The organism is Pararobbsia silviterrae, from assembly GCF_003628125.1.
GTDB classification, from domain to species: Bacteria; Pseudomonadota; Gammaproteobacteria; order Burkholderiales; family Burkholderiaceae; genus Pararobbsia; species Pararobbsia silviterrae.
This window is the reverse complement of record NZ_RBZU01000003.1, coordinates 249,425-265,551: the sequence shown is the minus strand read 5'-3', so window position 1 is coordinate 265,551 and position 16,127 is coordinate 249,425. Positions and strand designations below refer to the sequence as shown.

Here is a 16,127-nt window from a genome sequence, read left to right as displayed (position 1 = left end):
GAAACGTCAACGATGAATACTGCAGTCAATCCCATCCGCAAGTCGCCCAATCGCGCCGGCGGCTTACGCGCGGTGTCCTTCGATGCGAGCGGGCTGCTTCCGGTCGTCGTCGTGCTCGCGTTGATCGCCTTTTTCTCGGTGGCGACGTCATCGTTCTGGACGCTGCGCAATCTGACCGCGCTCAGCGGACAGACCGGCACGCTGCTGATCGTGTGCCTGGGTTCCACGTTCGTCGTGTTGATGGGCAGCATCGATCTGTCGATCGGCGCGATCGTGCTGCTCGTCGGCGCGGCCACCGTTCAATTGCTCAACGCCACGCCGCTCGGCTTTGCCGTGGTCCCGGCGGCCGCCCTCGCGGGCGCGCTGCTCGGCGTGCTCAATGGGGCGATCTACGCCTACGGACGCGTCCCGTCGTTCGTCGTCACGCTCGGGAGTCTGTCGGTGTTTTCGGGCGCCGGTTTGCTGTTGCTCGGCGGCCGCGCGATCCAGTTCAACTTCGACGGGTTCGATGCGATCGCGATCGGTCAGTGGGTGCCGCGTTTGCCGAATATCGCGTTGTTCGGTCTGATCGCGTGGGCGTTGACGGTCGTCGTCTCGGCGCGCACGCGCTTCGGTCGTTATATGTTCCTGATCGGCGGCGGCGAAAACATCGCGCGCACGGCAGGCGTCCCCGTGCGGCCCTACAAGATCGCGGCATTCGGCGTATCGGGCTTGCTGGCGGGCCTCGGCGCCGCATTCGCGGTGGCGCGTCTCGGCGCGGCGGGACCGTCGCTCGGTCAGGACCTCTTGCTCAATAGCCTCGCTGCGATCGTCGTCGGCGGGACATCGTTGGCGGGCGGCGTCGGTGGCCCGCAACGCACCTTGCTCGGCGTCCTGATCATTTCGATTCTCGACGACGGCCTCAATTTGATGGGCGTCTCCGAATACACGCAGATGATCGTCAAGGGGCTCGTCGTGATCGCCGCCGTATTGGTCAGCCGTCGCGGCAATACGCGCGCGCTGATCATCAAATAGCTCAGCGGATAAGCCATCCGATAAATCATCCGACACGCGCCGGTCTCGCGGCGCGATTTCGCCCACGTGGCGTGACGCTCGTCGGCCCGAGTCGCGTTCGGGCAGCCGGCGTCCTTTCGAATCCATCATGCGACCTCTGATCTTCAACGCCTTTTCGATGGCGAGCGTGTCCCACGTCTATCACGGAATGTGGACGCATCCGCGCTCCGAGCAGATCCGCCACGATTCGCTCTCGACGTGGACGCATCTCGCGCGCTTGCTCGAACGCGGCCGTTTCGACGGCCTGTTCCTCGCCGACGCGCTCGGCCTCGATCCGACGTATCGCGGTTCGTTCGATCTTTATGTCGAGCAGGCGATCCACTTTCCGTGCAACGATCCCGCGATCTTGTGCGCGGCCTTGATCGGCGCGACCGAGCATCTCGGCTTGATGTTCACGAGCTCGATTCTTCAGGCGCATCCGTTTGCATTCGCGCGGGCCGTATCGACGCTCGATCATCTGAGCGGCGGCCGGGTCGGCTGGAATATCGTGACGAGCACGAGCGCCGCAGCCGCACGCAATTTCGGTCTCGATCGCCTCGTCGAGCACGATGCGCGGTATGACTGGGCCGATGAATACGTCGATGTCGCGTACAAGCTATGGGAACACTCATGGCGTGACGATGCGATCCAAGCCGATACGCAGGCGCGCGTCTATGCCGACCCTGCCGGCGTACGGCGCATCGATCATGTCGGTGCGCGTTACCGCGTGCCGGGTCCGCATGCGAGCAGCCCGTCGCCGCAACGCACGCCGCTGCTGATCCAGGCGGGCTCGTCGCGACGCGGCCGTGCCTTTGCCGCGCGACACGCGGAGGCGACCTTCATCGTCAGCCATCACCCGGATGCCGCCCGCGTGGCGATCGACGATCTGCGCGCACAGACGGTCGCGCATGGGCGTCGCGCCGACGATCTGCTGATTTTTCAGGGGCTCTCGTTCGTGGTCGGCAGCACCGAGGAAGAGGCGCAGCGCCGCGCGCGCGAGCTCGACGCTTATGTCAGTACCGAAGGGCTCGCCGCGCATGTCGCGCGCGATCTCGGCATCGACTTCGGCCTGCTCGATCCCGAGCGCCCCGTCAGCGATTTTCCGAACGAAGGTCTGCAGGGCTTCGCGCGCTTTTTCGAGGAGGCGCATCCGGGGCAGCGTGCGAGGCTCGCCGACCTCGTCAATGCGATGTCGTATAGCAGCCGCTTTGTCGGGACCCCCGAGCAGATCGCCGATCGGCTCGCCGAGTGGCGCGCCGCCGGCGTCGACGGCGTCAACCTCGCATACCAGACCACGCCGGGTTCGTTCGAGGTGTTTATCGATCATGTGATGCCCGTGTTGCGCGCGCGCGGCCTCGCTCAGCACGAATACGCGCCCGGCACGTTGCGCGAGAAGCTGTTTCCCGGACGCAGCGCACGCCTCAATGCCCGCCATCCCGCGGTGCGGTCGCAAGCCGCGCTCGCAGCCTGAAGTTTCTTCCAACAACGACCACGAGGATCACGATGTCGCGCCGCCCCTTTCCCCGGTTTCCCGATTTTTCGCGTCGTCGCACTGTCGACGACCATCTCGATCGACTCGACACGCACGGCGTATCGCGCCGTGAGTTTCTGGCCTTGATGTCGGCCGCGGCAGCGGTCGGCGCCGTCGGCTTGCCCGGCACCGCGATCGCATCGTCGAGCGGCAAGCTCGCGTATCTGACGTTCAATCTGAACGAGTACAACACGATCGCCAGCGCCGCGTTCGACGATGCCGCCCGCGCGTTCTCGCTGCCGTATGTCGCGCTCGACGGCCGCAGCGACGGGCAACGCCAGGTCAATCAGTTCGAGCAGCAGATCGTCGCGGGCTCGGCGGGGGCCGTATTCAATCTCGCCGACGGCAGCGCCATCCGCCGCATCGCGGCCGACGCCCAGCAGAACAATGTGTTCTTCGGCAATTTCTGGAACACCTTGCCGTGGTACACACCATTCGATGCGAGCGAGCACTACACGCTCTACGCCGTGCCCGAGGAGTTCGCCGCGCACCGCGCCGTGACGTCGGAATTGCTCAAGGCCGTGACTGAACACTTCGGCGGCGGCGATATCGTGGCCGTGACGGGCACCGATGGCTACGTGACCGATATCGCGCGCAGTCGCGGCCGCGATGCCGCCTTCGCCGATTTTCCGAAGACGCGGCTGGTCGATCATCTGCCGGGCAACTGGAATCGTGAAGACGGGCTCAAGGCCACCGACGCATTGCTGTCGCGCAATCCGAACGTGGTCGGCATCGTCGCGCAGAACGACGATATCGCACAGGGGGTGCTCGCGGCGCTGCGTGCGCGCGGATTGCGGCCGGGACACGATGTCTTGGTCGTCGGCGCCGACGGCACGGCTGAAGCGGTGCGCGCGATCATCAAGGGCGAACAGCTCGCGACGAGCGGCAATAGCCCGGCGTATGCGGCCGGTCTGTTTACCGCGCGGATCTACGACGTCACGCACGGGTGGAAGCCGCGCGCCGCCGAGCGTGCGTTGAACTGGCGATCGCTGACGATCACGAAGGCCAATGCCGACGTCTATCGCAAGCGCTTCGTCGACAACGGCAAGGTCGCGCCGTTCGACTACCGCAGACTCTCGCGTGTCGCGCATCCGACGGATTGGGATTTGCAGGCCGAGGTGTATCCGCTCGATTTCGAAAAGGAATGGACGGGGATCGCTCGACCGGCCGGTTATACCTTGCCCGAAGCGTATCGGCAGGCGCGCGCGAACGGAGAGTTCGAGACCGTCGCAGCCGAATACAAGGCGCACTACACGATTCCCTTCGGCGGACCGTCGCCGGTGCACGCCTGACGCGTTCAACTCGCATACGCATCGATATCGGCGCCCGCGCTTGAATTGCGGTGCCGGCGCGATCGATGCGCGCGGTCTTCGCGCGATAGCGCGTCGACGGCCGCGGCGCGGCCTTTTCCTTTTTCGTTTGAACACCGATATGACGACTTCTCTTTCCCCGTGGGGCGCGGGCCCGAGTCCGCGCTATGCATCGCTTGCCGCGCGGTTCAGGCCTATTTTCGAACGGATTCGCGCGGGCAATCTCGACCGCGAGCTGACGCGCACGTTGCCGCACGAGCCGATTCAATGGCTCAAGGCCGCGGGTTTCACACGGCTGCGATTGTCCGAGGCCGACGGCGGCGACGGCGCGACGATTCCCGAGCTGTTCGCGCTGCTGATCGAGCTTGCCGAGGCCGACTCGAATATCGCGCAGGCGCTGCGTGCACATTTGAGCTTTGTCGAAGATCTATTGAATTCGCGTTTGCCCGAGCGCCGCGCGGTCTGGATTCCGCGCATCGCGGCGGGCGAAATCATCGGCAGCGCATGGACCGAGACAGGCGCTCAGTTGTCGGCCTTTTCGGCCAGCCTGTTGCATGACGGCGAAGCATGGCGCTTGAACGGCACCAAGTTCTACACGACCGGATCGCTTTACGCGGAGTGGATCAGCGTCGGCGCGACCGACGCCGAGGGGCAGCCGATCTCGGCGGTGGTCGCGCGCACGGCCGAAGGTGTCGACGTGCTCGACGACTGGAACGGCTTCGGGCAACGGCAGACCGCGAGCGGCACCGCGCGCTTTGTCGATGCGCGCGTCGACGATACGGCGATCGTGCGCGAAAGCGACCACCATCGTTATTGGTCGGCGTTTCTTCAGCAGGTGCAGCTCGCGACGCTGGCCGGCATCGGTCGCGCGGCGGCACGCGAAGCCGCGCAGGCCGTCGCGCGCCGCGAACGGACCTATACGCACGCGGCGGCGGCGCGTTCGAGTCAGGATCCGCAGGTGCTGCAGATCGTCGGACGCGTTCAGGGCAATGCCTACGCGGCGGGCGCGACCGTGCTCAAGGCCGCCGAAGCGATCCAGCGTGCGTACGAGGTGCGCGATGCGCACGACGAGGCGAGCATCGAGGAAGTCAATCTGATCGCCGAACTCGAAGTCGCACAGGCCCAGACGGTCGTGTCGAATCTCGTGCTCGACGCGACGACCTTGCTGTTCGATGCGCTCGGCGCATCGGCGACGCTGACCCCCGCGGGTTTCGATCGGTTCTGGCGCAATGCGCGCACGCTGGCGTCGCATAACCCGCGTATCTACAAGGACCGTATCGTCGGCGATTTCGCCGTCAACGGCACCCCCCCGCCGTATCAGTGGCGCGTGGGGCGCGCGGTTGCGCAGGGATAATTTTGGGTCGCGGAAACGTGCGTATCGCGCACGGCATGTCTGTAAAAACGCCGTGCCGTGGCGATTTGCCAAAGATACCTCTGCCGCGCACCATATTTCTGCGCGTTCAATTCAACGAAAAGGCGAGAAACTCCGGCCTTTTTTAGGCGGTTGCATAAGAAGCATGCGGCTTAGTCTGCGTCGTGAGATCGTGCGTCCAACGCGCGATCTGTGTCCACGTCTCATACGTTTGCTCCATCGCCATGCAGCCCACATCCACCACGATCAACATCAAACGGCGTCGTCGTCTGCTCGACGACATGCGCCAAGTCGTCCCCTGTCTGCCCGTCATCGCGGGTGCGTGTCTGAGCCCATCGGTGCACGCGCAGACGGTCGGCAGCCAGAGCAGCACCTATAACCTGGGCGGCACGAACACCAATGTGACCGTCGCCGCCAGTTCGACGATCTCCGTGACGAGCGGCGCCGGGATTGCCGGGGGCGCACAGCAAATCATCGGCGTGACGATCACGAACGAAGGCACGATCGAGTCGACCGCTTCGGCGAATGTGAACGCGTCGTCGGGTGTGTACCTGTCCAAAAGCGGGACGGTGATCAACGACGCGAATGCGTCGATATCGTCGGCCGGCTGGGCCGGCGTCGACCTCATGAATGGGGGCGAAGTCGATAACTACGGCACCCTCTCGGGGTTAGCGGCGGGCGTGGATGTGAGCGGATCGAGCGCAACCGTCATCAATGGTTCGGCGACCAATACGAGTGCGACCATTTCAGCGTCGTCCGGCTCGGCGGTTTATAACAACCAGGGATCGCCGACAACCGTCAATCTGACCAATTACGGCACCGTCGAAACCACATCGTCGAACAATGTGTTTGCCGTCGCGTTGATCGGCGGCGGCTCCGTGACGAACTACGGCACCATTACCGGTACCCGCGGCGTCTACATGGGAGGCTCGAGCGGCACCGTGATCAACTACGGGACGATTACCGCGACGAGCGGCACGTTTGCCGTCGCGCTCGCCGGCGGGACGCTCGAACTCGAGAACAACAGCGTCGTGAACGGTTCGATCGTCGGCGGCGGCGGCACGCTGCTGTTCGACGGCAGCGGCACGCTCGACAGCGCGGTCAGCGGGTTTAACACGGTGACGATGCAAGGCACCGCCTGGACGCTCACGAACACGGTCGCGACGACGTCGGTGGAAGTCGCGAGCGGCACGTTGACCGTCGACGGCACCTTGCAGAACTCGAATCCGGCCATGGTTGACAGCGGCGCGACGCTGACCGGCACCGGCACGATTGCCGGCTCCGTGACCGTCTTGTCCGGCGGAACGTTCAAGGCGAGCGCCCCGACATCCTCGTCCCAGTTGGCGATCGGCGGGGCCCTGACGCTCCAGAACGGCTCGACGTTCGTTGAACAATTGAGTCCGACCGCCGGCAGCTTTACAGCGGTGACGGGCGCGGCGACCCTCGGCGGGAATCTGACGCTCACTGGCATCGCCGGCACGTACACGGCGGGCACGACCTATGTCATCTTGTCGGCGGGTTCGTTGACGGGCACGTTCTCCTCGGTCACGGCGAGCTTCGCCTACGTCGACCCCTCGGTCACGTATGACACCGCGAACGATCGCGTCCTTGTCACCCTCAACACGACGGGAACCGTGGGCTCGTCGACGCCTTCGGGGCCGGGCACGTTCGCGAGCTCGGGTTTCGGTCTCGTGGCGCAAAGCACCAATCAGCACGCCGTCGCGGGGGCGCTCGACGCGATCTATGCGGCGGGCGGCAATACGTTGACGAACACGCTGCTGACCGCATCGACCGACGAAGCGCGCCATGCGCTCGCGACGATGTCGGGCGACAGCACGATCGGTCTCGGACACACCGCGTTGCTGCATATGCGCGCCGCGCAGGACGCGATCAGCGACCGGCTGACGATGGCCGATCTCGCGTCGAACGCCGCGCTCGATCCGCAGTCGCGTGCGTCGAATGCCAAGGATGGCGCGCACGATGCGCTCAGCGATCCGTGGGTCAGCGTGAGCTATGCGAACGAGCGTCAGGCGGGCAACGATATCTCGGGCGCGAGCGCGTATGTCGACCGGTCGGCCGCGCTGTCGTTCGGGCATGACCAGGCGATCAACCGCGAGTGGCTCGTCGGCGCCGCGCTCTCGGGCAGCGACGACGACGTCGACTATGAGGACGGTTCGAGCCATGGCCGCTCGGACGGCGTGCAGGGCGCGCTCTACGCGCGTTATCGGCCCGAAGCGTCGCCGTTCTACGTCAAGGGCGTGGCCAGCGTCGGATGGTGGAGCAATACGATTGAACGCGATGTCACGCTCGGCGTGCTCAGCGGTCGAACCGAGGGCGATTTCAATGTGCTCGGCGGCGCGCTCTATGCCGAGACGGGCATGACGATGCGCGTCGCGCGCTATACCGTCGAGCCGTATATCGGGGCATCGGTCGCGCGCTATCACCAGAACAGCTTCACGGAATCGACGACGAACGGCGACACGGACTTCGCGCTCACGTACGACGGCGATACGACGACGCAAGGCGCTTCGCTGCTCGGTGCACGTGTGCGTCGCGAACTGGACCTCGGCGGTCACGGGCTCACATGGCAGGCCGACCTCGCGTGGCGGCACACGATCGGTCCGGTCCAGCAAACGCTGTCGGCCGCCTTTACGTCGGCCGCGTCGTACACGTTCACGGTCGACGGCGTTCAGCAGGCGCGTGACGAAGCTGTCGCGAAGGTCGGCGCGAACTACGCGTTCAACTCGACCGTGTCGGCCTATGTGCAGGGGAGTGCGGTGCTCGGCAAGGGCGAGCGTTTGATCGCCGGTACCGCCGGCGTGCGCTGGCTGTGGTGATCGCGTGAAGCGAGTGCGCCGGCGCGTCGATCGTTCGATGCGCCGGTTTTTGCGTCGAGTATTGCGTCGATCTATGCGCCGGCGTTTGCATCGAGCTTTGCGCCGGCAGTTGCGCCGACCTCGGCGCACGCGGGTTGCGCAGATGCCGGCCCGCTCATGTTTCGATCGTATAACCCAGTGCCTTGATCACGGGTTCGAGTATCGGCAGGACGGGTTCGAGATGCCGCAGATAGTGACGGTATCGATATCGCGCCTGCTTCGTGATCCGCTGCGTGACTTGCGCGTAGCTGATCGTGCGTGCGTAGCGGGGGTTTTCGTCGAAGCGCAGGCATGCCGGCTCGAACGGGATATCGAGCATGGAAAAGATCGACCTCAACACGGCTTCGGGCTCGTCGATCAAGGCTTCGTATTTGACGCTGAGCGCGCGCAGCGACATTTCGGCGCGATAGTGTTCGGCGAGACCGTGCGCGCGCACGTATTCGTGCGCGATGCCTTCGAGTGAGGTCGCGCAGTCGGCGCCATGCGTCATGTCGTACGAGAACATCGACAACACGACATCGAGCGGATGGCGAACCATCCGGATGACGGGCGCGTTCGGAAACATCAGGCCGATCAGGCCCAGATGGGTTTCGTTGAACGGCATCTTGTCGGTAAAGAACGGCTTGCCCGAGATCGACGCGCCTGCGCGTCTCGCGCTGCGCAGATAGAAATCGCGCAAGGTGTCGAGTCCGTCGGCCTCGTCGCCGAGCCAGAGTTCGCCGAGGGCTTCGGGGTAGCCCGACGCGCTGTTGAGCAGGCGCGGCATTGCGCGAATCGTCTCGCCGAGCGAAGGCAGTTCGTCGCCGGCCGCCATGGCGTCGTGTCGGCTCAGCATCTGTTCGAGCAGCGTCGTACCCGAGCGCGGGGCGCCGCAAATAAAGACGGGGCGGGGACCGGGCGCATCGGAGGCGCGGGGCAGCAGCGCGAGCCGCGAGGCGCGGAAGAATGTCTTGAGCCGGGTTGTCTCGACATCGGCAGCGTGTTTCGGATAGGTGCGGCCTCCTTCGCGGATCATGTGCTTGGCGAGCGCAAACGATGCGAACGCGTCGTCGAAGCGGCCGGCTTTATCGAGCAGGCGGCCGTTGAGCAGGGCTGCGTCGATGGCTTGTGCGGGGCGCCCTTGGCGAGCGACCGCGTCGATGATCTCGATGGCTTGGTCGGTCTCGTTCGTGCGCGCGAGCAATGCCGCGCGGGCCAGCGCGATATCGAGGTCGTCGGGCGCGGCGGCGATCGCGCGGTCGGCGAGGTCGAGCGCGCGCGGCAGATCGCGTGCCGCCTCTTCGAGTTGCGACCAGCCGTGGAGCGTCTGTGCGATATCGGGCGCGAGTGAGACCGATCGTTTGTAAAGGTGGCGTGCTTCGTCGAGGTGGCCCTGCATCTTGAGACACGCGGCGAGATTGGCGAGTTGGATCGGATCGTCGGCGCGCGTCAGTTCGAGCGTGCGGCGAAAGTGAAACTCGGCGATCGGCCAACGTTGCTGCGCGGACAACGACAATGCGAGCAGTCGATGCGCGCCGGGATCGGTCGGGTCGAGGCGCACGGCGTTGCGTGCATGAGGCTCCGCTTCCGGAGCTTGACCCGCAAGCAGCAGTCGTTCGGCCGCTTCGAGTTGGGCCCAGGCCTTGTTCGGATCCAGTGCGCAGATGCGACGCGCAAGCGCCATGCAGGCGGAGGTGGGGCCGGTCTCTTCACGCACGAGAAACAGCACGGTCAGCGCGTCGATATTCGCGGGGTCCTCGTCGAGCAGCGCAATGGCGAGGCGCGCCGCGAGCGCCGTGTCGCCGGCGTCGAGCGCGTCGGCGGCGCTGGTCGCGGTGGCTGAAACTGAGGATGCCGAGGGCGATGCCAATGCTGAGGTCGATTCAGGAGTCGATGTCGATGTCGATGTCGAGGGCGAGGGCGAGGGCGAGGGCGAGGGCGAGGGCGAGGGCGAGGGCGAGGGCGAGGGCGAGGGCGAGGGCGAGGGCGAGGGCAATGTCGAGGCGGCCGAAACGTCGAAGCTGCAGCAACGTTGCTGTGCGAGTCCACTGCCGCACGCGCAACGTGCATCGATCGTGGTCAAAGGAATTACAATGCTCATGACGCGGAATACTCGTGCGCGGGCGGGGGGCTTCAGATGACTTCGCGTCGCATCATGCCACGAATCGAAAGACGCCTTGAAAACGAGGCCTCGAAGATCTCACGGCGAATCGCAATCAGGCCGTTTCGACTAAAGACTCGAGGGCCGGTAAGGGTCTCGTTCGCTCTGCGCCTGCTTGCCGCGCCCTTCGGCCATGAAATCCGGCCCAAACTTGGCGAATTTCTTGAGCACCCCGGCAAGCGGCCGACGCATCGGGCGAATATGAATCTCATCACCCACCCGCTCGATTTCGAGCTCAATATCCATGCGCTCGTAGGCAAGATCGGCCGGAATACGAACGGCCTGTGAGTTGCCGTTCTTGAAAACTCGGGTCGTATGCATTGCAGATTCGATCAGGTGTGTACGGTGGATGTGCTTTAGTTCACCCACCCCTTAAAGTAAATACGCGTGTGTACATCGGTTGGAGATCGGCGAGACCTCTTTCCGTCCGTGCGAGAAGTGCCGGGGTGACGTAAGCCAGATCCGGGCGTGGAACTACTGGGCTGACGGGCGCACGGGAGAGAAGTTCGCGCAAAGGCCACGATCAGGTTTTTCTTCAAGCCGGCCAAGCTGCCGCGTGAGCCTGGACGTCGGCGATTGCGGCCCACGCCATAGTCCGCGTCGCGCGAGTCGACACACACGAATCAGGCGCCAGCGTCGAGAGCGAGCGTCCCAAGGCCGCACGAAAATGGAAACGAGAGTCCGATCAAGAACGCGTGTCGGCAGGCAGCAGCTCGATAGGGGGGCTTGTGACCGCGCCGGCGAATCTCGGCGCGCCAAGCGTCGCCATGTTGGCTGATATATGGAATGCCAGACTCCGTACGAAAGTGAGATTCGCTTGATCTGGATTTTTCCGGTCCGGCAAATATCCGGCAAAGGGGCGTTGTTGCCGCGAGGAGGGCCTTGCCGCAGACGAAAAAAAAGCACCGCGATTGCTCGCAAGTGCTTGATTTTCCTTCCCCGAGGGAAAGTGGTAGGCCGTACGTGACTCGAACACGTGACCAACGGATTAAAAGTCCGCTGCTCTACCAACTGAGCTAACGACCCAAAAGAGTCCGCTACTATAGCCGGGCAGACCGGCTCCGTCAACCAGAAAGCCGAGCGTCAGCGTGCCGAATCGCCTGTGCAAGGCGCGTCCGGCGTTGCTGCTATCCGTGCGTACGGAGGGATCCGCCATCGCCGATCTGAGCTGCCGACCGACCCTCATCGACGACGAATGAGATCCATCCAGCCGTCAATGACACCAACCGCGGCGCCCAACGACGGTGATCGACAGCGGTGACTTACGACAGCGACTCAGGACAACGATCCAGGATCCACCACAACGGCCAACGACCCAGAACAACGACCCACGCCCACAACCCACGCGCAACCGAATCCGGGCCAGCCATCGAGCCGTCCCGAATCGGTCTCACGACAACGCACGTTACCGAATCTGCGTGAGCTTGTTCTGCGCGGTCTGCGCGGCTTCCGTGTTGCCGTACTGCGCAACGATCTGCTGGAGCGTCTTGCGCGCGGCCGGCTTCTGGCCTTGCTCAAGCTGGTTCTGCGCGATCGCGAGCAACGCTTCCGGCGCACGCGGGTGCGTCGGATAGTTGTTCACGACGCCTTGCAGCACCGACGTCGACGCCTTGTAGTCGCGCTGCGCATACAGGCAGTTGCCGAGCCAGTACTGCGCCGTCGGCTGATACGGGCTTTGCGGATACTTCTGCACAAAGTCCCGGAACGCCGCCGTCGCGCTCTTGAAGTCGCCGTTCTTGAACTGCTGAAGCGCGGCGTTGAACGCGTCGGACTCACCGGGCTGCACGGTGCCCTGCATGCCGTCGACCGTGGCCTGCTGCGGCTCGAGCTTCTGCAGGCGCGCGTTCAGATCGGCGTAATAGTCCTTCTGCGCCTTCTGAAGCGTCGTCACCTGATTGGCCAGATCCTCATTCTGTCCGCGCAGCGTCGCGACTTGCTGCTGCAGCGTCGCGAGCTGGTTCGACTGATCGAGGATCGTCCGCTGCGCAGCCGCGATCTGGCCCGATTGCGCATCCGTCTTGGCGCGCAGATCCAGAATGGCCTGGCGCGCCTCGTTGTCATCAAACACGCCTGCGTGCGCGGATGCGGCGATCATCGCCACACCCACCGCGCCGGCCGCTGCGGAGGCCCGCAGCCAGCTCATACGAAACAGCATCGGGCGATCTTCCGTTTATTGATAGACGAGGTCGGCGCGACGATTTTGCGCCCACGAAGCTTCGTCATGACCCGTCGCAACCGGCTTTTCCTTGCCGAGGCTCACGGCTTCCATTTGCGAGTCGGGCACGCCAAGCAGCGACAGCGCCTTGCGAACCGCTTCCGCACGCTTTTGACCGAGCGCGAGGTTGTATTCGCTCGTGCCGCGATCATCCGTATTGCCCTGAATCAGGACGTGACGCTGCGGATGCGACTTCAGGTACTGAGCGTGTTGGCCCAGCAACTGCTGGTACTCGTCCTTGACCGAGTAGCTGTCGAAATCGAAGTAGACGCTGCGCTTGGCCAGCGGGCTGTTCGGATCGTTCAGCGGATCGACGTTGACTTCCTGGACGGCATTCGGGTTCGGTTGCGTGCCGACAGCGCCGTTCTTGGCGTTGGCGTTTTCATCGAGCTTGACACCGGAATGGCAAGCGGCGAGCAGGCCGACCAGGCCCGTGACGAGGATCAGGCGAAGCTTGGACATCATTTGAAACTCTCCTTGTGTTATTGCGTGAAGCCGTACGACATATACGACGTTGCGTGTGGTGCCACTTTTTACTGCGATTGCTACAAGCCATACACGAGTTCGCGGCCGGCGCGCCTGCGCTCGGCCCCGACCCCTATTGCATGAACGGTCCCCACGACGGATGGCTGACATCGCCGCCCTTGACCGACAGCACCTGGTGCGTCGCACCGTCGACGGACACCGCGGCGAGCACGGCACGTCCGCCGCTCTCGGTCGCGTAGAGGATGTACTGGCCGTTCGCCGCGAAAGTCGGCGATTCGTCGTGCACGGTATCGGTCAGGCCCGTCGCGTCGCCCGTCGACAGATCCTGCTCATAGAGCTTGAACGCGCCGCCGACGCGCGAGATATACGCGAGGTACTTGCCGTCGGGACTGACCTGCGGGCTCGTATTGTAAGAGCCATGGAACGTCACGCGCTGGGCAGCCCCCGCCGATTCGCCCTGGACCGACATCTTGTAGATCTGCGGCTGGCCGCCGCGGTCGCTCGTGAAATAGACCGACTGGCCGTCGGGCGAGAACGACGGCTCGGTATCGATGCCGCCCGTCTGGCTCAGCCGGCGAAGACCCGACCCGTCCGCGTTGACGAGATAGATCTGCGTATTGCCCGTGATCGTGAGCGCGACCGCCAGATGCTTGCCGTCGGGCGACCACGCGGGCGCGCTGTTGTTGCCCTTCTGATCCGAGATCATCACGCGCTGGCCGGTCGGCAGGTCGTGGACATAGACGATCGGCTTCTTGCGCTCGAACGACACGTACGCGACCTTGGTGCCATCGGGCGACCACGCGGGCGAAATGATCGGCTCGGGGCTCGACAGCGCGATGTGTTCGTTCTGGCCGTCCGAATCGGAGATCTTGAGCTGGTACCGATTACCCACGCGCTGAACGTACGAGAGACGCGTCGCGAATGCGCCGCGTACGCCGAGCAGCTTCTGGTAGATGAAATCGGAGATCTTGTGTGCGGTCATGCGCAGATTGGCCTGCGAACTCGTCAGCGCGAGACCGCCGAGACTCTGTTGCTTGACCGTGTCGTACAGACGGAAGCGCACGTCGTAATCGCCGTTCGCGAGCTTGTTCACGCTGCCGCCGACGAAGGCGTCGGCGCCTTTGCCCTTCCAGCCGGCCAAATCGACCGAATCGCTTTCGCTGACCGGCTGCCCGCCCGCGTTGATGTTCGAGAACCGGCCGCTGTTCTGCAGGTCGGCCCGTACGATCGCGCTGATTTGCGCCTGGGCGGTGTCTTCATTCGCAAACGGCGCAATCGCGATCGGATACAGATTCGAACCGACGCCCGTGATATCGACGGTCAGGTCCGCATGCGCGACACCCGATACGGCCGAGAGTGCCGTGAAACTGGTCAGAAGAATGGCTCGCAAGCCCAAAAACGTCGCTAGTCGATTGAATACGCTCATGCTCTTTTGGTGAAAGGCGAGAAAAAAAGGGCGCGCGCCTGACGCACCCACGCTAGACAGAATTACCGGCTGAACGTTCCATCCGCTTGGTGCGCCGCGCGCCGCAGCCCATTCCGGCTGACATCCGCGGGTCGACGAGATCGCGACGACCCGCCCGGGCCGTCGATATGAAGAAAAAAACGTGCCAGCCGACGGCATGACGCGAGGCCGATCGCGAGACCGATATCGCCCGCGAACGGGCGTTTACGGCACACGCGGGAAACCGTCGGCCATCCATCGCATCAGTCCTTCGGCCGGAAGCGGATCTGGAAGCTCCGCGGCGCTTTGCCGTCGGTGTCGCGCGGCATCGGGTCGGAGGCCTGAACCGCGCGCAGCACCGCGTCGTCCCAGCCCTGATCGCCGCTCGACGACGCGAGTCGGGCCGACAGGATCGATCCGTCCGGCGCGCACGTCACGGCGACCACGGCGGCCGGATTGCCGTCGACCGTCCCGGCGAAGTGAATATTGGGCTTCACGCGCTGACGCACCTTCTCGGCATAGCCGGGCGAACCGTTGCCGCCGCCGCCCGTCGCCGTGCCGGTCGTACCCGCGCCCGTGCCCGTCGTTTCGCCTTCGCCCGCGGCGCCTTGCAGCGCCGCGAGGCGCGCGTGCCGGGCCTGATCGGCCGCGGCCTTGGCCTTCGCATCCGCTTCGGCCTTCGCCTTGGCCGCTTTTTGCGCCTCGGCCTTGGCGTCAGCTTCCTGCTGGGCCTTTTGCTGATCGGCGGCAGCCTGCTGTTTCTGCTGATCGAGCTGTTGCTGCTTCTTCTGGGCCTCGATCTGCGCCTGTTTCTGCGCCTCGGCCTGAGCGGCCTTGGCTGCGGCGTCCTGCGCGGCCTTTTGCTTCGCGAGCGCGGCCTGCTGGTCGGCCAATTGCTTCTGGCGCGCGGCTTCCTGCTGCTGAAGCTTGATCTGCGCCTGTTTCTGCTGCTCGGCGAGCAGCGCGGCTTCTTGCTGCTGCTGTTCGAGCTGCTTGCGCTTGGCTTCCTGAAGCGCGATATCGGCGTCTTCCTGCGGCGGAGGCGGCGGCGCCGGCTGAATCGGCGCGGGCGCGACCGGCTGCGGCACGGGCGGCGTGGTGTCGGGCACGTCGGTCCAGAGTTCGGCCTCGGAACCCGTCGGCGAGCTGTTTTTCCAATGGATGCCGAAGTACAGGAACGCCACGAGCAGCGCGTGCATGACGATCGCGAGCACGAAGGCTCGCGTCGTACCGCGCTCGCGCGGCGGCCGGATCGGTCGGTATGCTGCGCGCTTCATCATTTCGACTTGACGAGCAGGCCCACGCGCTTGATCCCCAGACTCTTGAGATCGGACATGACGTTCATGACCGTGTCGTACTGGACGGTCTTGTCGGCCGCGATCACGACAGGCTGATCCGGATTGGACGGGGCGCGCTGCGCGACGAAGTTCTTCAGATCGGCCTGCGACATTTGCTGTTCGTGCGAACCGTTTTCGTCCTTGTAGCGCACCGATACGCTGCCGTTGGCCTTGATGCTGACGACGAGCGGCGGAATCTGCTGCTGCTGGGCGCTGCCGCCGACGCTCGGCAGATTGATGACCGACGGCGCGACGAGCGGCGCCGTGACCATGAAGATCACGAGCAGCACGAGCATGACGTCGATATACGGCACGACGTTGATGTCGGCCATCGCGCGGCGACGCCGGCCCGCGCGCATGCCTTGCTGGATGCCTCCTGCCATG

Annotated in this window: 13 protein-coding genes and 1 tRNA gene; 5 read left to right on the top strand and 9 right to left on the bottom strand. The window is 64.6% G+C overall.

From position 1 onward, the window contains the following. The first annotated feature begins 12 nt into the window (after positions 1-12). From D7S86_RS09330 to D7S86_RS09310, 5 genes are all read left to right on the top strand, one after another. On the top strand, positions 13-1,014 hold the full coding sequence (locus tag D7S86_RS09330; protein ID WP_121085669.1) for an ABC transporter permease: 1,002 nt from the start codon (positions 13-15) through the stop codon (positions 1,012-1,014). Positions 1,015-1,141: 127 nt separating this feature from the next. Further along, positions 1,142-2,503 carry an NtaA/DmoA family FMN-dependent monooxygenase gene (locus tag D7S86_RS09325; protein ID WP_121085667.1) on the top strand — a complete coding sequence of 454 codons (1,362 nt, stop codon included), beginning with the start codon at positions 1,142-1,144 and terminating at the stop codon, positions 2,501-2,503. A 32-nt stretch (positions 2,504-2,535) separates the two neighbouring features. Beyond that, a complete protein-coding gene (locus tag D7S86_RS09320) occupies positions 2,536-3,855 on the top strand; it encodes a sugar ABC transporter substrate-binding protein (RefSeq protein WP_121085665.1) in 1,320 nt (439 codons plus the stop codon). A gap of 139 nt (positions 3,856-3,994) precedes the next feature. Continuing rightward, entirely contained in the window at positions 3,995-5,227 is a 1,233-nt protein-coding gene (locus tag D7S86_RS09315; RefSeq protein ID WP_121086090.1) for an acyl-CoA dehydrogenase family protein, read from the top strand. A 242-nt stretch (positions 5,228-5,469) separates the two neighbouring features. Further along, the gene (locus D7S86_RS09310; protein ID WP_121085663.1) at positions 5,470-8,082 is read left to right on the top strand and encodes an autotransporter outer membrane beta-barrel domain-containing protein; all 2,613 of its coding nucleotides are present in this window, start codon (positions 5,470-5,472) and stop codon (positions 8,080-8,082) included. A gap of 154 nt (positions 8,083-8,236) precedes the next feature. Here the strand turns inward: D7S86_RS09310 and D7S86_RS09305 are convergent, their stop codons facing one another. The 9 genes from D7S86_RS09305 to tolR form a co-directional block, all read right to left on the bottom strand. Beyond that, a complete protein-coding gene (locus tag D7S86_RS09305) occupies positions 8,237-9,970 on the bottom strand; it encodes a tetratricopeptide repeat-containing sulfotransferase family protein (RefSeq protein WP_121085661.1) in 1,734 nt (577 codons plus the stop codon). 13 nt (positions 9,971-9,983) lie between these two features. Further along, on the bottom strand, positions 9,984-10,130 hold the full coding sequence (locus D7S86_RS29490) for a hypothetical protein (RefSeq protein ID WP_158601911.1): 147 nt from the start codon (positions 10,128-10,130) through the stop codon (positions 9,984-9,986). 200 nt (positions 10,131-10,330) lie between these two features. Continuing rightward, positions 10,331-10,582, bottom strand: a complete 252-nt coding sequence (locus tag D7S86_RS09300) for an antitoxin (protein WP_121085659.1) — start codon at positions 10,580-10,582, stop codon at positions 10,331-10,333. Positions 10,583-11,211: 629 nt separating this feature from the next. Next, a tRNA-Lys gene (locus tag D7S86_RS09295) sits at positions 11,212-11,287 on the bottom strand. A 379-nt stretch (positions 11,288-11,666) separates the two neighbouring features. Then, positions 11,667-12,416 (bottom strand): tol-pal system protein YbgF, encoded by a 750-nt coding sequence (gene ybgF, locus D7S86_RS09290; protein WP_121085657.1) that lies wholly within the window; start codon positions 12,414-12,416, stop codon positions 11,667-11,669. A 15-nt stretch (positions 12,417-12,431) separates the two neighbouring features. Continuing rightward, entirely contained in the window at positions 12,432-12,941 is a 510-nt protein-coding gene (gene pal / locus D7S86_RS09285) for a peptidoglycan-associated lipoprotein Pal (protein WP_121085655.1), read from the bottom strand. Positions 12,942-13,074: 133 nt separating this feature from the next. Beyond that, entirely contained in the window at positions 13,075-14,388 is a 1,314-nt protein-coding gene (gene tolB / locus D7S86_RS09280; RefSeq protein ID WP_121085653.1) for a Tol-Pal system beta propeller repeat protein TolB, read from the bottom strand. Between the two features lie 281 nt (positions 14,389-14,669). Continuing rightward, complete coding sequence (gene tolA / locus D7S86_RS09275; RefSeq protein ID WP_121085651.1) at positions 14,670-15,686, bottom strand: cell envelope integrity protein TolA; 1,017 nt, start codon at positions 15,684-15,686, stop codon at positions 14,670-14,672. Continuing rightward, complete coding sequence (gene tolR / locus D7S86_RS09270; RefSeq protein ID WP_121085649.1) at positions 15,683-16,126, bottom strand: protein TolR; 444 nt, start codon at positions 16,124-16,126, stop codon at positions 15,683-15,685. The genes tolA and tolR overlap by 4 nt, the downstream gene beginning before the upstream one ends. Position 16,127: the final 1 nt, after the last annotated feature.